Origin of the sequence: Vibrio sp. L3-7 (assembly GCF_963898195.1) — a bacterium.
Lineage (GTDB): Bacteria > Pseudomonadota > Gammaproteobacteria > Enterobacterales > Vibrionaceae > Vibrio > Vibrio echinoideorum.
Window position 1 is genome coordinate 70,950 of record NZ_CAWQUW010000034.1, and the last position, 18,979, is coordinate 89,928.

15 protein-coding genes and 1 pseudogene are annotated in these 18,979 nt (G+C 43.7%); 14 read left to right on the top strand and 2 right to left on the bottom strand.

Annotated features, from left to right (window positions below):
- The first annotated feature begins 32 nt into the window (after positions 1-32).
- On the top strand, positions 33-1,244 hold the full coding sequence (fabB, locus tag AACW75_RS18390) for a beta-ketoacyl-ACP synthase I (RefSeq protein WP_017074539.1): 1,212 nt from the start codon (positions 33-35) through the stop codon (positions 1,242-1,244).
- 139 nt (positions 1,245-1,383) lie between these two features.
- Here fabB and AACW75_RS18395 read toward each other — a convergent pair.
- Positions 1,384-1,595: pseudogene (locus tag AACW75_RS18395) on the bottom strand (hypothetical protein).
- Positions 1,596-1,839: 244 nt separating this feature from the next.
- Here AACW75_RS18395 and AACW75_RS18400 point away from each other — a divergent pair.
- The 9 genes from AACW75_RS18400 to purF all read left to right on the top strand — a co-directional run bounded on the left by AACW75_RS18400 (position 1,840) and on the right by purF (position 15,175).
- Positions 1,840-2,973, top strand: a complete 1,134-nt coding sequence (locus tag AACW75_RS18400; RefSeq protein ID WP_135458080.1) for a 4-phosphoerythronate dehydrogenase — start codon at positions 1,840-1,842, stop codon at positions 2,971-2,973.
- 12 nt (positions 2,974-2,985) lie between these two features.
- Complete coding sequence (locus AACW75_RS18405) at positions 2,986-3,999, top strand: aspartate-semialdehyde dehydrogenase (RefSeq protein ID WP_017074542.1); 1,014 nt, start codon at positions 2,986-2,988, stop codon at positions 3,997-3,999.
- A gap of 208 nt (positions 4,000-4,207) precedes the next feature.
- On the top strand, positions 4,208-9,118 hold the full coding sequence (locus tag AACW75_RS18410; RefSeq protein ID WP_237297489.1) for a FimV/HubP family polar landmark protein: 4,911 nt from the start codon (positions 4,208-4,210) through the stop codon (positions 9,116-9,118).
- 171 nt (positions 9,119-9,289) lie between these two features.
- Entirely contained in the window at positions 9,290-10,084 is a 795-nt protein-coding gene (gene truA / locus AACW75_RS18415) for a tRNA pseudouridine(38-40) synthase TruA (protein WP_017072545.1), read from the top strand.
- 176 nt (positions 10,085-10,260) lie between these two features.
- Entirely contained in the window at positions 10,261-11,187 is a 927-nt protein-coding gene (accD, locus tag AACW75_RS18420) for an acetyl-CoA carboxylase, carboxyltransferase subunit beta (RefSeq protein ID WP_017072544.1), read from the top strand.
- 42 nt (positions 11,188-11,229) lie between these two features.
- Entirely contained in the window at positions 11,230-12,498 is a 1,269-nt protein-coding gene (gene folC / locus AACW75_RS18425) for a bifunctional tetrahydrofolate synthase/dihydrofolate synthase (RefSeq protein WP_145570871.1), read from the top strand.
- A complete protein-coding gene (locus AACW75_RS18430) occupies positions 12,499-13,074 on the top strand; it encodes an SPOR domain-containing protein (RefSeq protein ID WP_135458087.1) in 576 nt (191 codons plus the stop codon).
- Between the two features lie 61 nt (positions 13,075-13,135).
- Positions 13,136-13,627, top strand: a complete 492-nt coding sequence (locus AACW75_RS18435; protein ID WP_102553021.1) for a CvpA family protein — start codon at positions 13,136-13,138, stop codon at positions 13,625-13,627.
- A gap of 33 nt (positions 13,628-13,660) precedes the next feature.
- On the top strand, positions 13,661-15,175 hold the full coding sequence (gene purF, locus AACW75_RS18440) for an amidophosphoribosyltransferase (RefSeq protein ID WP_017072540.1): 1,515 nt from the start codon (positions 13,661-13,663) through the stop codon (positions 15,173-15,175).
- A gap of 142 nt (positions 15,176-15,317) precedes the next feature.
- On the opposite strand, the gene AACW75_RS18445 is transcribed toward purF, so the two are convergent.
- The gene (locus AACW75_RS18445) at positions 15,318-16,193 is read right to left on the bottom strand and encodes a LysR family transcriptional regulator (protein ID WP_004734167.1); all 876 of its coding nucleotides are present in this window, start codon (positions 16,191-16,193) and stop codon (positions 15,318-15,320) included.
- A gap of 228 nt (positions 16,194-16,421) precedes the next feature.
- On the opposite strand from AACW75_RS18445, the gene AACW75_RS18450 reads away from it, so the two are divergent.
- The 4 genes from AACW75_RS18450 to apt all read left to right on the top strand — a co-directional run bounded on the left by AACW75_RS18450 (position 16,422) and on the right by apt (position 18,966).
- Entirely contained in the window at positions 16,422-17,525 is a 1,104-nt protein-coding gene (locus AACW75_RS18450) for a response regulator (RefSeq protein ID WP_017072539.1), read from the top strand.
- A gap of 148 nt (positions 17,526-17,673) precedes the next feature.
- A complete protein-coding gene (locus AACW75_RS18455) occupies positions 17,674-17,811 on the top strand; it encodes a hypothetical protein (protein WP_017072538.1) in 138 nt (45 codons plus the stop codon).
- Positions 17,812-17,885: 74 nt separating this feature from the next.
- On the top strand, positions 17,886-18,257 hold the full coding sequence (locus AACW75_RS18460) for a YbaN family protein (RefSeq protein WP_145570873.1): 372 nt from the start codon (positions 17,886-17,888) through the stop codon (positions 18,255-18,257).
- Positions 18,258-18,420: 163 nt separating this feature from the next.
- Positions 18,421-18,966: an adenine phosphoribosyltransferase gene (apt, locus tag AACW75_RS18465; protein ID WP_145570875.1), complete on the top strand. Its 546-nt coding sequence runs from the start codon at positions 18,421-18,423 to the stop codon at positions 18,964-18,966.
- Positions 18,967-18,979 lie beyond the last annotated feature (13 nt).

Genomic DNA, 18,979 nt, shown 5'->3' on the forward strand with positions numbered 1-18,979 from the left:
TCTAGCTGAATTTAGAATTATAGGAATGTCACATGAAACGAGTCGTAATCACCGGTATGGGTATTGTTTCAAGTATCGGTAACAACGTCGAAGAAGTTTTAGCATCACTGAAAGAGGGTAAATCAGGTATTACCGCTTCAGAGCAGTTCAAGGAAAATGGCTTGCGCTCTCAAGTTTGGGGTAACCTAAAAATGAACCCTGCTGACCATATTGATCGCAAAAAAATGCGCTTTATGGGTGATGCAGCGGCATTCGCTTATCTTTCAATGGAGCAAGCAATTGCTGATTCTGGTTTAACAGAAGATCAAGTATCTAATGACCGCACGGGTATCGTTGCGGGTTCAGGTGGTGCTTCATCTCTAAACCAAGTAAACGCAGTAGACATCATCCGTGAAAAAGGCGTGAAGCGCGTTGGTCCATACATGGTTCCACGTACAATGGCTTCTACGGTTTCTGCTTGTCTAGCAACTCCTTTCAAAATCCGTGGTGTGAACTACTCTATGAGTTCTGCATGTGCGACTTCTGCACACTGTATTGGTCACGCAATGGAGCTTATCCAACTTGGTAAGCAAGACGTAGTATTCGCTGGTGGCGGTGAAGAGCTTGATTGGTCTCTGACTATGATGTTCGACGCAATGGGCGCACTTTCTACTAAGTACAACGACACTCCAGAATTGGCTTCTCGTACCTACGATGCTGACCGTGATGGTTTCGTTATCTCTGGTGGCGGCGGCATGCTAGTTATCGAAGAGCTTGAGCACGCAGTTGCTCGTGGCGCAAAAATTTACGGTGAAATCGTAGGTTACGGCGCGACTTCAGATGGCTACGACATGGTTGCTCCTTCTGGTGAAGGCGCGGTTCGTTGTATGAAGATGGCAATGCAAAACGTTGATGGCGTTGACTACGTGAACACTCACGGTACTTCAACTCCTGTTGGTGACGTTAAAGAATTAGGCGCTATCCAAGAAGTGTTTGGTGGCAACAGCCCAGCAATTTCAGCAACGAAAGCGATGACTGGTCACGCTCTAGGTGCAGCTGGCGTACACGAAGCTATCTACTCAACGCTAATGCTAGATAACGGCTTTATTGCACCTAGCATTAACGTAGCAAACTTAGACGAAGCAGGCGCAGGCCTAGACATCGTAACTGAAACTCGTGAGCAAGAGCTAACGACAGTTATGTCTAACAGCTTTGGTTTCGGTGGTACGAACGCAACGCTAGTAATCAAAAAATACCAAGGCTAATTGAAGCTAAGGTTAAATTAATAAAAGGTTAATCGTTAATGGGTGACGTGAGTGCAGATTCAACACGCACAGGCCACTCAGTAATCATGACCATCAGAACATAGCTTTATAAATATGGTTTTAAGCGTGTTTTTTAACCCTAGCTTTGTAAGCTTCGCTTTAGAAAATGGCTTTTTAAATCAAGATTTAGAAGTTGAAAGGTTTCCAGAGCTTGATCAGTGGTGACTTAGTTACTACTGGTTGAACAGACGCAAGACTCTGTCTCCTGGAGAGCGAGATAGGATCCTTTTGTTCTGGATGTTTGCCCGATTGTTTATTCAATCGGGCATTTTTCGTTTTAGATTTACTCAGTTATTCAGTTACTCAGTTACTCAGTTACTCAGTTACCCAATTGCCAGGGTTGATCATTATTCGGGTTATCGTTTGATGAACGCTAGAAATGATGCCACTGTCAAATCTCTTGTTAGCGTTAAAGCCAATTCAGCCCTTTATTTATAATGTATTCCATTTGCTACTCGACACCGTGTGTGGAATTTTGCACAATCATTTCAATTCACATTTAAGGTCGACAGACCCCAACAAAAGTACCTTCCCAATGAAAATCTTAATCGATGAAAATATGCCTTATGCTGAAGCGCTTTTTAGCCAGTTAGGTGAAGTGACAATGAAGTCCGGTCGAACGCTAACTGCTGACGATCTTGTTGACGTAGACGCTTTGATGATTCGCTCTGTCACCAAGGTGAACGAGTCATTGATTAGCAAAGCCAATAAGCTGAAGTTTGTCGGTACTGCGACGGCAGGTATGGACCATGTCGACCAAGAATTGATGAAAGATCGTGGCATTTTCTTTACTGCGGCGCCTGGCTGTAACAAGGTGGGTGTTGCTGAGTATGCGTTCAGCGCGATGATGGTGTTGGCTCAGCAACAAGGTTTCTCTGTATTCGAAAAAACGGTCGGTATTATTGGTTGTGGTCAGGTGGGTAGCTATTTAGCGAAGTGCCTTGAAGGTATTGGCATTAAAGTATTGCTGAACGATCCTCTAAAACAACAAGAGGGTGATACTCGCGAGTTTACTGAATTAGAGACACTGCTTGAGCAATCGGACGTGATCACTTTGCATACGCCAATCACTAAAACGGGTGAATTCCCAACTCATCACTTGATCAATGAGCAAGTACTGAACAACTTCCGCGCCGATCAAATTCTGATTAATGCGGCTCGCGGTCCAGTCGTTGATAACCAAGCGTTAAAAAATCGCCTGCAAAAAGCCGACGGGTTTACTGCGGTTCTGGATGTATTTGAGTTTGAGCCTGAAGTCGATTTCGAGCTGCTTCCACTACTTGCTTTTGCAACACCTCACGTAGCGGGCTACGGTTTAGAGGGCAAAGCGCGCGGTACTACGATGATCTTCAACAGCTATTGTGAATTTTTAGGTACTGAACAACGTGCTTATGCAAGCGACCTTCTACCAACAGCGCCTGTACCTCAAATGAAATTAGATAGAGCTTGGGATGAAGCAACACTGCACAATTTGACTCAGTTGATCTATGATGTGCGCAAAGACGACGCCTTATTCCGTCGCAATATCTCTACGCCGGGTTCTTTTGACAAGATGCGTAAAGAATATTGGGACCGCAGAGAGTATAGTGCAGTCGAGTTAACGGGCGATGAGTCTTGTAATTTAACGCCGTTATCTAAACTCGGTTTTATGGTAAAGCCAACTTTATAAAAGAGAGAAACAATGAGCCAAGAATTTAATATTGCTATTTTAGGTGCGACTGGTGCGGTTGGTGAAACCATTCTTGAAGTACTTAAAGAGCGTAAATTCCCTGTCGGTGAAATGCACTTACTAGCAAGTGAACGTAGTGAAGGCAAAACTTCCCGTTTTAACGGCAAAACAATACAAGTACAAAACGTAGAAGACTTCGATTGGTCTCAAGTACATATTGCGTTTTTCTCTGCAGGTAGCGAACTTTCAGAACGTTGGGCTCCAATTGCTGCTGATGAAGGCGTTGTGGTTATCGATAACACATCACGCTTCCGTTACGAATATGATGTTCCTTTGGTTGTACCAGAAGTGAACCCTGAAGCGATTGCTGAGTTCCGTAACCGCAACATTATTGCAAACCCTAACTGTTCTACTATTCAGATGGTAGTAGCACTTAAGCCAATTCACGATGAAGTGGGTCTTGAGCGTATTAACGTTTCAACTTACCAATCTGTGTCTGGTGCAGGTAAGCCGGGTATCGATGAGCTAGCAGGTCAAACGGCTAAGCTTCTTAACGGCATGCCAGCTGACAAGTCAGCATTCTCACAGCAGATCGCGTTCAACTGTATTCCTCAAATCGATGAATTTACAGAGAACGGCTACACACGTGAAGAAATGAAGATGGTTTGGGAAACTCAAAAAATCTTTGCAGATTCTTCAATCACGGTTAACCCGACTTGTGTTCGAGTTCCGGTATTCTATGGCCACGCAGAGTCGCTTCACATTGAAACTCGCGCTCCAATCGGTGCAGAGCAAGTGGTTCAGCTTTTAGAGAACACTGACGGTATTGAAGTGTTCCAAGCACTAGACTTCCCAACTCAGGTTCGTGATGCTGGTGGTAAAGACCACGTAATGGTTGGTCGTATTCGTAACGATATTAGCCATCACAGCGGTGTGAACATGTGGGTGGTTGCTGATAACGTTCGTAAAGGCGCAGCAACAAACGCAGTACAAATCGCTGAACTTCTGATTCGCGATTACTTCTAAGCTTCACTGCTTTGATAAACAAGCCTCACTCTTTAGTGGGGCTTTTTTAATCGATTGAAAATATTGTTAGTCAAATTGTGTGAAATTGCTGCGAATATTGTTGCTGCAACACATTTTTTGTTTTCATCTCTATAGTTTTACGTCATTTATCCGATATATTTAATAGTTCATCACTTTATCCGAATTTAAGCACCTAGCTGAGCCTTTTATGTTTCAAATTTTCAAGCAGTGGGTAATGCCTTTTGCAGTTATCCTTGCGACTCAGATTTCCGTTGTTCGTGCAGATTCCATTCGAGTTGTAGGGCCTAATGGCCAGATACAATCAGCGCCTACGTTTTCAGAACCTCTTCAAAGAGCGCAATTCGATAGCGCTGAACCTTCTCGTTTCTATGGCCCAACTCGTGGCTCCGAAACTTTATGGTCTATCGCCTCCAAGTTACGACCTGATAATTCCGTTTCAGTCCAACAAACCCTGCTGGCTATTTATCGCTTAAACCCACAAGCGTTTGAAAATCAGAATATCCATAGTTTGCTGCCTTCCAGTAACTTACGTGTGCCCTCTTTAGAGCAAACACGTGCAAGTTCGACTCAGCAAGCGATCAACATTATGAATTCGCATTTGGCTAAGCTTGATGCTTCAGCAATTAAGCCAGCGGCTTCAAAACCCAAAGCGGTTCAAGCGCCAAGTCGAACTGATGCCAAGGCTAAACCGTTAGCGTCGACTGAATCAGTGCCTGCGAAACAAGCAAGCAAAACAGAACCTGTTAAAAAGCCATCGTCTCCAACTCAATTATTCCCAGTTAAAGAGGTGAATAAGTTAGAGAAGCAGCTAGAGCTTTCAGAAACAGAGTTGCTGTCACTTGAAGAGAAAAACCATCAGCTTCGTTTGATGTTGTCGAATGTCCAATTGGAAGTCGACGAACTAAAAACAGAACTGAGTGATGAAGACCGCATCCGCAGTGAAGTGGAAAAGCTGCTTGATGAAGAGCGTAGAAAGAACGCCGAAATCGAAAAAATGGCACCAAGTGCGATGGACGAGCTGTTATCTAATGGTTGGTTGGTTGCGGCTCTTGCGATAATTCCTGGCCTTCTACTTGGCTTGATCGTTGTGATGTTGTTAGGTCGTCGTTCTAAAGATGATGAGCAACAGCAAACGAATCAAGATCAACCGATTCAGCCAGAACCAAGCAACGTAGCGCCTATCACTCTAGGCGATGAGATGGACGACTTCGATAACGACCTTTCTCTAGATGATGAATTGTTTGGTACGGAAGATGACGCCAACAAGTTATTTGACGACCAAGCATTGGCAGAAGAAGACGATGTCTTTGCTGGCTTAGAAGAGTCCGATCTCGACTTCAATCTCGACGGTGAAGACGATGACCCATTTGCCAGCATCGGTGACAACGGTGACTTAGACACCAACTTTGATGACCTAGACTTAGACAGCAGTAACGGCATAAGTGTTAACGGCGAAGAAAAGGCACTTGGCCTTGAAGAGATGGAACGTGCGCTTGATAAAACGGCGGAAAGTGCACTTGATTCGGATGACGGCGATTTTGACCTTTCTGATGACAACGCAATGTCTACTGGTGACATTGAGGCGTTGCTATCTCAAGAATCCGCAACAGAAGATTTAGGCTCGAATGAACTAGACCAGTCTCTACTCGATGATCTGTTTGCTCTTGATGACGAAGATGATGATAGCTTCGATATCGATGCGTTGATTTCAGAAGAGCAAAATGATTCTGCTACCAACACAGAGATGTCAGCAACCGATGACTTTGACATTGATGCGCTTATCTCAGAGCAACAGAGCGATGCTAAGCCAGTTGATCTGAGCAATGACGAGTTTGATATCGATGCTCTTATCTCTGAGCAGCAGACCTCACAACCTTCAGCTCCTAGTGTAGAAGATGATATTGATGACATCTTTGCTCAAGTTGCAGCGCAAAATAATGAAGCTAATGATCCTTTTAACCTAGATAGCGACGATGAAATCGCCTCTGGCCTTAACAGCGGTTTAGCGTCTGATGATGACATCGACAGTATTCTAGCTCAGTTTGATCAGCCATTAAAAAGTGAAGAAGAACAAGGCAGCGTTGACCTACTGGATGAACAGCTATCTGGGAATGACGTTGATCTAAGCAACTCAACAGATCTCCTTGACGAAATGCTTGAAGATGAATCGGATGATGAGTCTGAAAAACCTTTAGGCTTTGATGCTTTATCTGAACTTGAAGAGCTTTCTGGTTTATCGACCGATGATGAACTAAATATCGCTGAAGACAGCACAGAAACGTTAGATGAGTTGATCAGTGATTCTGATGATGACGACTTTGAGCTTGACGCTGAGAGCACGGAACTACTCGATGATTTCCTTGATAGCGAGCTATTAGTTGACGATCTTTCAACAGATGAAACGGATAAGCAGAAAACTGAATCTTTAGACCCGTTTGATGACCTACTGACCAGTGGCATTGAAGACGAGCTTGAATCAGAAGAGCAGGCGTTTGATAAAGAGTTAGACGCAGCCTTTGATTTAGATAAAGCCAGTGATGACCTTATTATTGATTCAGACGTTGAACTTGAACAGGTAACCGCTCAACCAACTGAAGTTGAACTCCCTGAAGTCGAGTCAGCACAAACAACAGATACAAGTGAAACATTACAACCTGAACAACTTTCAACCAGCGATGAATTGTTAGATTCGGAACTTGCTGAAAACAAGGCTGATGTACAGTCTGAAAATGATAAAGCGTTTAACAGTGATGATTTTATCGATGACTTGTTTGGCGTAGCGCCTGCAACGGATGCACTGCTAGATGATGCGCTAGAAACAACTGACGAAGCGTTGATTGATGAGTTGATGACGCCTAATGACAGTGATTTACAGGAAGCGGTTGAAGAGCCAACTGAAGCTCTAATTGATCCTATTTCAGAGCCAGAACAAACGCCTCTTTCGGATGTTGCTGAAGCATTGACAGAAGAAAACGTGTCGTCTGTTGAAGATGACGAAATGGATATCGATTCACTGTTATCTGAAAATTCTGATTTCGAAGCATCAGCTTTTGACGAGCTGGAGCAAGAAGAACCTAGTCAACAAAAAGCAGAGCAGGAAGAGCCAGCCGCACAAGACAGTCGTGAAGACACCATACCTAATTTTGAAGACCAAGCTTCGCCATCATCTTTGAATGATATCTCTGAAGATGATGAAGAAACGGTAGAAGATTGGTTAGCGGAAGCGATCGACGATGTTGTTGAATCCTTGCCAGAGCCAGAGCCAGAGCCAGAGCCAGTTCGTGCTGCGAATATGCCAGAGATCATTCCTAATGAATTTGGTGTACCAGAGGACGACGATTGGCTGGTTGGAGAGGATACAACTAACGAAGGCGCATTGACGGAATCTGACGCGGAAGTAACATCGGAATCAGAAGCTCCTGTTGCAGACTCTCAACTCGATACTGAATCGCAACTAGACGCTGCACCTGAAACCGATGCTGTGCCTCAAACAGAAACCACACCGCAAGTTGAAGTTGCACCGCAAATAGAAGCTACACCATCAGACAGCGAAGATGAGTTCTCTTTTGATGACTTCGAATTGCCTGAGTTTGGTGAAGAAGATGCATTGGCGGAAGCTGATGCTGAAGTCACACCGGAATTAGAAGCTCCTGTTGCAGACTCTCAACTCGATACTGAATCGCAACTAGATGCTGCGCCTCAAATAGAAGCTACACCATCAGACAGCGAAGATGAGTTCTCTTTTGATGATTTCGAATTGCCGGAGTTTGGTGAAGAAGATGCATTGGCGGAAGCTGATGCTGAAGTCACAACGGAATTAGAAGCTCCTGTTGCAGACTCTCAACTCGATACTGAATCACAACTAGACGCTGCACCTCAAATCGAAACTACACCGCCAGTTGAATCTGTACCTCAAACTGAAACTACTTCCTCAGATAGCGAAGATGAGTTCTCTTTTGATGATTTCGAATTGCCGGAGTTTGGTGAAGAAGATGCATTAGCAGAAGCCGTTAGTGAACCCGATGAAGCACAATTAGAACAAGATCTATCTGCTGAAACAGAGAAGTTTGAGTTCGATGATCTCGATCTTCCTGAATACGATGAAGAGAGTGCCAAAGCAGACTCTGTTTTAGACGATATTGAGCAAAGCAGTGCAGAGCCAGTTGCTGAAATAGAGGGTGTGGAGTTAGATGAATTTGATTTACCGGAATACGGTGAAGATGAGGCTATCTCAGATGCGTTTGCAGAGAAGCCAGCACCACTAACTTCGTTTAGCCCTCAAGGTGAAGAGCAAGACGCGTTGCATGACTTGTTCTCAAACCCGCAAAGCTTTAGCCAGACGGATGAACTCTCTGATATAGAAGAACCTAAGGTTGAAGGTTTTACTCAACCTATGACTTCTTTAAGTGAAGTCCCTGAACAAAACTCAATTACAGCATTGAACCAAGACGAGCCACTAGAAGGCTTTGATGATTTCGATGAAACAGCATTAGCTGAGTTGTTGTCAGAAGATGTTCAAGACTCTGTCGACAACATGTTCGATAAACCCTTAGATGCCACATTGATTGATAGTGCCGGGCTAGATATTGATGCGATGCTTGAAGTGGGTGGTGAAGATTGGAAGGGCTTCAATCTAGCACCAGAACAACAAGCAAGTATGCACAACGATGTTCCTGATGATCAGCAAGAAATTTGGGCATCGGCAGGACAGCAAGCTGAACCTAAAATCAAAGAAGAGAATTGGGCGCAGCAAGACAACTTAACAGAGTCTGGCAGCGGTCGTGACAAGCAATACATGACGATTGATGAACTAATGGCTCAAGTGGAACAAGAAGGCGAAGACGCAATTAATCCAGATGACGAAGAGTTAAAACTGGATGTTGGCCTTAACGAGTTCCCAGATGTAATTGGTGACATTGGTAATTATGATGTGGATAACAACGCAGAAGCTGCTGGTAAACTTGATTTGGCGAAGATCTACATTGAGATGAGCGACTCTCAAGGTGCAATTAAGCTCTTAGAAGAGGCGATAGTCGACGGAAGCGATGATATTCGCCGAGAAGCAAAGAACCTTATCGATACGTTAAACGGCCGATAAACTTAATCAAAACATAAAGGGTAGCGTTGGCTACCCTTTATTTCATTTCGGTTTCTCAGAAGCACCGACTAGGGCGGTGGTGATTGTTTATTGCAGTTTTAACCCCATCTCATTTGGGCTAACACTCATTTGCGTATATACTTCTCGCCCATTTTCAAAGAGAACAAGAACATGAAAATTGCTTTAGGTATTGAATATAACGGTACCCACTACTTTGGTTGGCAGCGCCAACGAGACGTGAAAAGTGTCCAAGAAGAATTGGAAAAGGCTCTTTCAGTTGTCGCAAATCACCCGGTAGAAGTTATGTGTGCAGGCCGAACGGATGCTGGTGTTCACGGTACGGGGCAAGTTGTTCACTTTGAAACGAATGTCGATCGCAAAATGGTGGCCTGGACAATGGGCGCGAATGCCAATATGCCAAAAGATATTGCTGTTCGTTGGGCGACAGAAGTGAATGAAGATTTTCACGCTCGCTTTTCTGCAACCGCTCGCCGTTATCGCTACATTATCTTTAACCATGCATTACGTCCTGGCATTTTGAATTCAGGAGTGAGCCATTATCATGGTCACCTTGATGAGAAAAAAATGCATGAAGCGGGTCAATACTTACTTGGTGAGAACGATTTCACTTCGTTTAGGGCCACGCATTGTCAATCTCGTAGTCCTTGGCGAAACATGATTCACTTGAACGTGACCCGTCACGGGCACTACATAGTGATCGATATTAAAGCGAATGCGTTTGTTCACCACATGGTGAGGAATATCACTGGTAGCTTAATTGCAGTAGGTAAAGGTGAGCAAAAACCAGAGTGGATCCAATGGCTTTTAGAAGCAAAAGATCGAAAAGTGGCAGGCGCGACTGCAAAAGCAGAAGGCTTGTATCTGGTAGACGTTGATTATCCTAAACATTTTGAGTTACCACGAGAGCCAATTGGCCCTCTATTTTTACCGGATAATTTGAACTAAATGTGAGACTTAGGTTCAAAAACTATTACGGTTTCGTGCGTAAGATAGTGACAGAAAATAGGTACAACCAGTTTTTTATCTACAGTCGCTGTTTTATGTGCTTTAATTCCCTCGCATAATTCCCAAATTTATTTCTTTCGCAATCAAGCGGAAGAATCGAAACAAAAAGGTCTTCCATGAGTTGGCTTGAAAAGATTTTAGAAAAGAGCAACATCGTAACATCTCGTAAAGCGTCTATCCCTGAAGGGGTTTGGACTAAATGTACTTCTTGTGAGCAGGTTCTGTATCATGCTGAACTAGAGCGTAACTTAGAAGTATGTCCAAAATGTGACCATCACATGCGCATGAAAGCACGTCGCCGTCTGGATACATTCCTAGACAAAGGTGAGCGTGTTGAACTTGGTGCTGATCTTGAACCACAAGATAAGCTAAAGTTCAAAGATTCTAAGCGTTACAAAGAGCGCATCTCTACAGCACAGAAAAACAGTGGTGAGACAGATGCGCTAATCGCAATGAAAGGCGAACTTCTTGGTTTACCTATCGTAGCGTGTGCTTTTGAATTCTCATTCATGGGCGGTTCAATGGGCTCTGTTGTTGGTGCTCGTTTTGTGAAAGCTGTTGATGCGGCTATCGAAAACAACTGTGGCTTAGTTTGTTTCTCTGCAAGTGGCGGCGCACGTATGCAAGAGGCACTTATGTCTCTAATGCAAATGGCGAAAACCAGCGCGGCTCTAGAACGTTTGACTGCGAAAGGCTTACCATTTATCTCAGTAATGACAGACCCAACAATGGGTGGTGTTTCTGCGAGTTTGGCTATGCTAGGTGATGTAAACATCGGTGAGCCAAAAGCTCTGATCGGTTTTGCGGGACGTCGTGTAATTGAACAAACAGTACGTGAAGACCTACCTGAAGGTTTCCAACGTAGTGAGTTCCTATTAGACCACGGTGCTATCGACATGATCGTTGACCGTCGTGAGATGCGTCAGCGCGTTGCAAGCCTTGTTGCTAAAATGACCAACCAGCCTTCGCCATTAGTAGTTTCTGTGAACGATTCACCGAATGAAGCTACTTATGAAGTACCAGAAGCGCCAGAAAAAGGGTAAAGTACCTTCTAACAAACCTACTTAATTATGGTTATGAGTTAGATGAGTCAACAACCTATTCCTCAAGCCACATCCTCTTTGGAGATGTGGCTTGATTATTTATCAAACATCCACACAAGCGCTATTGATCTTGGGCTAGACCGAGTTCAGGCCGTCGCCTCTAAGGCAAATCTCACTAAACCTGCTCAACACGTGATTACTGTTGCTGGAACTAATGGTAAAGGCTCAACGTGTGCACTGATGGAAGCCATTCTATTGGACGCTGGGTATTCGGTTGGTGTCTACAGTTCGCCTCACTTAATTCGCTATAACGAACGTGTTCGTATCAACGGCCAAGATCTATCTGATGAAAAGATGGTTCAGTCTTTCGATTCTATTGAGAAAGAACGTGGCGAAATCAGTCTTAGCTTCTTTGAATATGGCACTTTGGCGGCGTTACGCGCTTTTCAAGCAGAAGCGGTTGATGTCGTGTTATTAGAAGTGGGTCTAGGTGGGCGTTTAGATGCGACCAATATCGTCGAACATGATGTATCTGTAATTACCAGTTTAGCTGTCGACCATGTTGATTGGCTGGGTGATGATATCAACGTGATTGGTTTTGAGAAGGCGGGTATCTATCGTAGTGGTAAACCAGCAATCTGTGGTCAGCCTAAGCCTCCGGCTACGGTTGCTGCGCATGCTGATGATATTCAGGCTGAATTCTATCAAGTGGGTATTCAATATACTTATGATGTTGATGTTGATGTTGATGCTTGGAACTGGCGTAGTGGCGCATTTGAATTAGAAGCGCTACCAATTCCAAGTTTACCATTACCCAATGCAGCAACAGCGTTGATGGCGTTGGGGACTTCAGAACTCACTATTAGTGATGTTAATGTAGTGAACGGTTTGAAGAGTGCTCAGCTTCCTGGACGTATGCAGAAAATTAGCGACCAACCTGTGATTGTGCTTGATGTGGCACACAATCCACACTCAGCTGAATACTTTGTACAGCAAGTCACTAAGACGTATGCAGGTAAAAACTTACACGTTGTTGTCGCTATGCTTCATGACAAAGATATTCCTTCGACATTGGAAGTATTAGCACCAATCACAACACATTGGTATCCAGCATCACTGCAAGGGCCTCGCGCAGCAACAGCCGCGGAGTTGTGTCAAAGCCTTCCTCAAGGTGTAGAGCAGCATATAAACCCTGTAGCGGCGTTTGAAGCGGCTTTAGCGTCGGTTAAAGGTGACGATGTTGTGTTGGTGGTCGGTTCTTTCCATACCGTAGGGGAAGTGTTGGAGCATTGGCAGAAAAAAGGAAACTAAATGGCAAGTAAATTCCAAAGCCGATTAGTCGGTACCATTATTTTAGTAGCTATTGGCGTGATCGTATTGCCAGATGTACTTGATGGTAAGAAGCTCCATTATAAAGAAGAGTTTGCAAGCATTCCGATTAAGCCTGAGCTTGATAGTAATGTAGAGGTTTTTGATGTGCTCGATCCCGTTGAAGATCAGATTGCGCTACCGGATTCTCCGGTTGAGCAAGTGGTTGAAAGTGGTGTTGCCGATAAATCCGATACGCAAACGGCGTCATCTTCAAATAATAAAGAAGCTGACAAAGTGGCAGTGGTGGTGAAACCAGTACCAGAAAAAAATGAATACCAAGACAGTGCTTGGCTTATTCAATTGATGGCTTTGAAGAATGCTGATAACGCAAAAAACGTTGTTAAGGATTTACAAAAGCGTGGTTACCAGGCCCACACCAAGCAAGAGAAAACTTTTACGCGAGTAATTATTGGCCCTGATGTCTCTAAATCCAAACTTGAGCGACAAATTAAGGAATTAGAAAAAATTACGGGTTCAAAAGGCCAATTGCTCAAATTTAAACCGTTAAATCCATAAGAAAACGTTTGCGTCAGCATTTTTTCTGTTAAAATGCGCGCCAACTTAAGATGAAGAATTCATGAATTGGTTAGATTTTGTCATTTTAGGCGTGATCGGCTTCTCCGCCGTGATCAGTTTAGTTCGTGGTTTTGCTAAAGAAGCATTGTCACTCGTTATTTGGTTTGGTGCTTTTTTTATCGCCAGTCAGTATTACGTCAAATTGGCGGTTTACTTTACGAATATCGAAGATGATATGTTTCGAAACGGAACTGCGATAGCAGCATTATTTGTTGCAACGTTAGTTGTTGGTGCCTTAGTTAACTATGTCATCGGTCAACTAGTTCAGAAAACAGGCCTGTCGGGTACAGACAGAATCCTCGGTGTCGTCTTTGGCGGTTTACGTGGTGTTTTGATTGTCTCTGCAGTGTTGTTTTTCATGGATGCGTTTACTGCATTCCCAAGTTCTGAGTGGTGGAAGAATTCGCAATTGGTTCCGGAATTTAGTCGAATCATTGCGCCGTTCTTCGAGCATTTACAAGCAACATCTAGTTTCTTATCTGGCGCGCTTTAGCGCCAGTTAATGTCGAAAATCGAGGATTAGGACATGTGTGGTATTGTTGGAATCGTGGGTTCAACTCCTGTAAACCAGTCTATTTATGACGCTTTAACGGTATTGCAGCATCGTGGCCAAGATGCCGCTGGTATTTGTACCATAGAAAGCAATCGTTTCCGTCTTCGTAAGGCGAACGGTTTAGTTAAAGATGTTTTTGAAGCAAAACACATGCAGCGCCTCCAAGGTAACGTTGGTATTGGTCATGTTCGCTATCCTACAGCGGGCAGTTCAAGTGCTTCTGAAGCTCAACCTTTCTACGTAAACTCTCCTTTTGGCATCACGTTGGCGCACAACGGTAACCTAACGAATGCAAATCAAGTTCGTGAGAAGTTGTTCGAAAAAGATCGTCGTCATGTAAACACAACCTCTGATTCGGAAGTCCTACTGAACGTATTGGCTCATGAGATTGATACCGTTAAAGGTAACGTGACTTCAGAAGATGTTTTCCGCGCAGTTGCAAACGTGCACCGCACTATCCGTGGTGCTTACGCAGTAACAGCGATGATCATCGGCCACGGCATGATCGCATTCCGCGACCCACATGGTATTCGTCCATTGTGTCTTGGTAAGCGTGAAGTTAACGGTAAAACAGAGTACATGGTTGCGTCTGAGTCAGTGGCGTTAGACGCTGTTGGTTTTGATTTTATGCGTGACGTAGCACCCGGTGAAGCGATTTACGCAACATTCGAAGGTGAACTTTTCACTAAACAATGTGCAGACAATCCTCAACTAAACCCATGTATCTTCGAGTTTGTTTACTTTGCTCGTCCTGATTCGTTCATCGATAAAATTTCGGTTTACAGTGCGCGTGTTGAAATGGGTGAGATGTTAGGGAAGCGTATTAAAGAAGAGTACGCAGACCTAGACATTGACGTAGTTATCCCAATTCCTGAAACATCGAATGATATAGCGCTACGAATTGCTCAAGCGATTGACAAGCCATATCGTCAAGGTTTCGTGAAAAACCGCTACGTTGGCCGCACGTTTATCATGCCTGGTCAGCAACAGCGTAAGAAGTCGGTTCGTCGTAAACTCAACGCGATTCGTTCTGAGTTTAAAGGTAAGAACGTTCTATTGGTTGATGATTCTATTGTTCGCGGTACAACATCAGAGCAGATCATTGAGATGGCTCGTGATTCTGGCGCAAGTAAAGTCTTCATGGTTTCAGCTGCGCCAGAGGTTCGCTTCCCTAACGTTTACGGTATTGATATGCCGAGCGCAACGGAGCTAATTGCTCATGGTCGTGATAACGAAACGATTTGTAAGCAGATTGGCGCAGACGCTTTGATCTTCCAAACGCTACCAGATTTAATCTCTGCGGTTGGTATGGGTAACCAAGATATCTCTCGCTTTGATACTTCGGTATTTAATGGAGAGTATGTAACGGGTGATATCGACCAAGCGTACTTAGATTTCCTTGATTCTTTACGTAATGACGATTCAAAAGTTGAGCGCGAGATCCAACAAGACCTCGCTAACTTAGAGTTACATAACGAAGGTGCTTAGCTTTTTACTCGCAATAAAGCATTCTTGCTAATAATGAATCATCATTGTTAGCGGGTTGAAGCAAAAGCGAGTAATAAAGACCTAAGTAATAAAAAACCAGAGCATCGGCTCTGGTTTTTTGTTTGTGAGGAAGGGGGAGAGTCTAATGGATGTGGTACGCGATCACAAAATCGATAAACAATCTAACTTTCTCTGGCAGGTGGTCTTTGTGGTTATAAAGCATGTAAATATCACGAGGGTTAGCGCTCCAGTCCTCTAAGACTTGCACTAAGCTGCCATCTTCAATGTATTCACGGATCATGACATCAGGCATTAGGGTGATACCTAGGCCTTCAGAACACGCTTGTCTAACAACATTGAGTGCATTCGCGTTGAAACGACCTTTCTCGCTGTTAACCACCGTCTCTTCATTCGAATTACTTAGTTGCCACTTAATGAGCGGGTAGCCTTTGAGTAAGGAATGGTTTGCTAATTCTTCCGCATGGCTTGGTGCCGGGTTTTTAGCTAAATAATCAGGGCTTGCGATAAGAATATCTTTTACTTCACTGATTTTTCTGGCGATTAGGCTTGAATCACGTTGCGGGCCGACTCTGAAAATTACGTCCCATTCCGTTGGGTCAAGCTGGTCGGCTTGGTTGTTCATCATCAACTCAATATTGATATCAGGGTATTGAGTCATGAATTCGCTGAACATCGGCATCATCATGCGCTTGGTAAGGTTAGAGGGAGCCGTAATACGAATCTTACCCGAAGCGCCTTTACAGACGTCAGTGAGCTCCTCTGCGGTAGAAGACAGACGTTGCAACAGCGGAGAGCATTCATTGAAAAAACGTTCGCCAGCTTCCGTTAAAGAGAGTTTACGCGCGTGTCTATTGAGAAGCCTTAGGTTCAAAGAATCTTCTAGGGCTTGGATGCGTCGTGTTATGGTCGCAACCGGAATCATAGTCTTGCGTGATGTTGCGGTGTAGCTCCCATTTTCAACGACGAGTCGAAAGAGGTTTAAATCATCTAATTTCATAAATCCAGACACATTTGTTTACAATCTCACCTAATTTATACGTAACACTGAGATCAATGTTTGCGTCACGTCAACTTGTTGCACTATTTACAAGTATTTCAATCCTTGTCACGAATTACCAGTAAAGAGAGCAAATTTGTGTATTTAGCATTTTATTACTAAGTTTTATATTAGTTCTTGGAACAGATAACAATAATAATTCGACTTAGTTTTGTGAGGTTAGAGATTATGTACAAAACTTACAGTCAGCCAGTAATGACCTCGGCTCAGGAGATGATCAACCAAAAATGCGTTATGTTGGTTGATGATGACCCCATTTTTCGCCGTATAACTAGTGCCTACTTAGATGCAATTGGTTATAAAGTGGTTGAGGCTGAAAATGGACTGGACGCTTTGCAGAAGCTTAGAGATTCAGCGCCAGATTTAATTGTGTGTGACTTATCAATGCCAATATTGGATGGCATCGAGCTCGTAGAGGAGCTCAGTTTGGAGTATCCATCACTGCCCATGATTGTTGTGTCAGCGACAGACGACATGTCAGATGTCGCTAAAGCGCTGCGCTTTGGCATTAAAGACTTTTTAGCGAAGCCTTTAGAAGATCACGGCCATTTAGGAAGCGCGATAGCGAATACGTTGAAAGACTCGTTTGACAATATTTCAGACCAGCGAGATTTTTCAAGCCAATGGTTTTGCGTTGACGACGGAGGAGAGATCCCCGAAGACCAAGAGCTACATTGGCATCTGAATTACTTACAAGAGAATCCTAGTGCAGCAAGAGACTTACTGCATGCATTGCTTCCTGAAAAAGACACAAGACAAGGGGCGTGGCGCTGTAGTTATCGATTACTGCAATCAACAGAGCTGATGCCACTCGTTTTTGATTACGCGTGGATGATGAACGGGCAGTTTGCTTTTTATCTAGTCGACTCGTCCTCATCAGATAATGGTAGCTCAGCTTCTACGTTGTTGGTGAGAGCGCTATTTCATGATTACATAAGAAATAGAAAAGATTTTAATGTTGATCTGAAAGATATTGCTGAGATTTTAGAGAAGGGGATTCAGTGCTCCAAATGTGCAACTCCCGTGAATGCCTTATTTGGTGTCGCTGATCTTGCAGAGGGAACAATATCTATTTTGCCTGCGGGATTAGATGGACGTTGGTCGAATGGTGAGATGAATCAACACATTGCTGCTGGTGAGCGCTTAGGTGAAAACTGTAAAAAGAATTTCATTACACGAGATTTGCCGATCGAAAAAGGGTGTCAACTCTCACTTAGCCTGCTTGGGGCGGCCAGTTTTAGTCTAGACATACATCAAGGGTCCACCGATTAACCCTATATTTCCTCGGTTTTTGTGAATAATTGATTAAGGTATAGTTGCGCAAATGGTGTGACTATGCCTTTTTTGTTAAATGTCGATTTAGCAAAGAGGGTTTGGTTCGCCAGACATTTACCCTTACTAACAAAAGCAAGAAGTAATCATGGCAGATAACAAAGACTTTCAAGACCCGTTTAATGTATTCTACTTTCTAGGATTTTTAGCCGCATTTATAGCGATTCCATTGCTACCAGCGACCCTTACGTTGTTCCGTGTATTCAATGGTTACGCAACATTCTAGTTAAGCTATTTTAGCCAACCTATTATAGTTAACTCAAGGAGGCCACAATTAGCGTTCGAGTTTTAAGCCTCAATATTGCTGGTGGCCTTTGTATATTTCTCGCAGTTCTAGGGATTGTTTTACCGGTACTGCCAACCACTCCTTTTCTCCTTCTTGCTAGCGCATGCTTTATGCGAAGCAATCCGAAAGTTCATAAATGGATGCACGAGCACAAAATGCTTGGTCCTTTATTGAACAATTGGTATCAACACGGTGCCGTGACTAAACAAGTTAAAACGCGTGGCGTATTCTTTATCTTGTTGAGTTTTGCGTTATCCATCTACTTTGCCCCGATCATTTGGGTCAAGGTTTTCCTAATTTTCGTACTTGTTATTCTTCTCACATGGTTTATGCGACTTCCAACTCATGAGTTAGTTGCTGACAGCAAAGAAAATCACTACCATTAAGCCAGTGTGCCTGCTTGTTTAGCGGGCGTTTATTATTTCAGCAATGATAGTTATGACTCTCGTTGCAATGAATACCAATCGTACCTTTCCTTGATTTCGTGCGTTAACTTATTCGATTCGTTAACGAGAGTTTGGAAAGCGGCCTAATGAAGTGCATAAGATTATGAACACAGAAAAAATCTCTTTGATCAAAGCTAGCATCAAAAGTATTCCTGATTACCCGAAAGCGGGTATTTTGTTCCGTGACGTGACGAGCTTGATGGAAGATCCAGCGGCTTACAAAGCGACAATCGACCTGTTGGCGGAAACTTACAAGGGTATGGGCTTTACTAAGATCGTTGGTACTGAAGCTCGTGGTTTCCTATTTGGTGCGCCTTTGGCACTTGAGCTTGGTGTTGGCTTCATTCCAGTTCGTAAACCTGGCAAGTTACCTCGTCAGACTGTGGCTCAATCTTATGAACTTGAGTACGGCACAGATACATTAGAAATTCATACAGATGCTATCGTTGAAGGCGATAAAGTACTTATGGTTGACGATTTGCTTGCAACAGGTGGTACGATTGAAGCAACAACAAAGTTGATTCGCCAGCTTGGTGGTGTGGTAGAACACGCTGCATTTGTTATTAACCTTCCAGAAATCGGCGGTGAGAAGCGCTTACAAGGCTTAGGCTTAGAAGTGTTTAGCATCTGCGAATTCGACGGTCATTAATCCTTTTCGGAAT

What these genes read in the sequence shown, in the direction of transcription:
- fabB (WP_017074539.1), top strand. Translation starts at nt 33, where the DNA reads ATGAAACGAGTCGTAATCACCGGTATGGGTATTGTTTCAAGTATCGGT.
- AACW75_RS18400 (WP_135458080.1), top strand. Translation starts at nt 1,840, where the DNA reads ATGAAAATCTTAATCGATGAAAATATGCCTTATGCTGAAGCGCTTTTT.
- AACW75_RS18405 (WP_017074542.1), top strand. Translation starts at nt 2,986, where the DNA reads ATGAGCCAAGAATTTAATATTGCTATTTTAGGTGCGACTGGTGCGGTT.
- AACW75_RS18410 (WP_237297489.1), top strand. Translation starts at nt 4,208, where the DNA reads ATGTTTCAAATTTTCAAGCAGTGGGTAATGCCTTTTGCAGTTATCCTT.
- truA (WP_017072545.1), top strand. Translation starts at nt 9,290, where the DNA reads ATGAAAATTGCTTTAGGTATTGAATATAACGGTACCCACTACTTTGGT.
- accD (WP_017072544.1), top strand. Translation starts at nt 10,261, where the DNA reads ATGAGTTGGCTTGAAAAGATTTTAGAAAAGAGCAACATCGTAACATCT.
- folC (WP_145570871.1), top strand. Translation starts at nt 11,230, where the DNA reads ATGAGTCAACAACCTATTCCTCAAGCCACATCCTCTTTGGAGATGTGG.
- AACW75_RS18430 (WP_135458087.1), top strand. Translation starts at nt 12,499, where the DNA reads ATGGCAAGTAAATTCCAAAGCCGATTAGTCGGTACCATTATTTTAGTA.
- AACW75_RS18435 (WP_102553021.1), top strand. Translation starts at nt 13,136, where the DNA reads ATGAATTGGTTAGATTTTGTCATTTTAGGCGTGATCGGCTTCTCCGCC.
- purF (WP_017072540.1), top strand. Translation starts at nt 13,661, where the DNA reads ATGTGTGGTATTGTTGGAATCGTGGGTTCAACTCCTGTAAACCAGTCT.
- AACW75_RS18445 (WP_004734167.1), bottom strand. Translation starts at nt 16,193, where the DNA reads ATGAAATTAGATGATTTAAACCTCTTTCGACTCGTCGTTGAAAATGGG.
- AACW75_RS18450 (WP_017072539.1), top strand. Translation starts at nt 16,422, where the DNA reads ATGTACAAAACTTACAGTCAGCCAGTAATGACCTCGGCTCAGGAGATG.
- AACW75_RS18455 (WP_017072538.1), top strand. Translation starts at nt 17,674, where the DNA reads ATGGCAGATAACAAAGACTTTCAAGACCCGTTTAATGTATTCTACTTT.
- apt (WP_145570875.1), top strand. Translation starts at nt 18,421, where the DNA reads ATGAACACAGAAAAAATCTCTTTGATCAAAGCTAGCATCAAAAGTATT.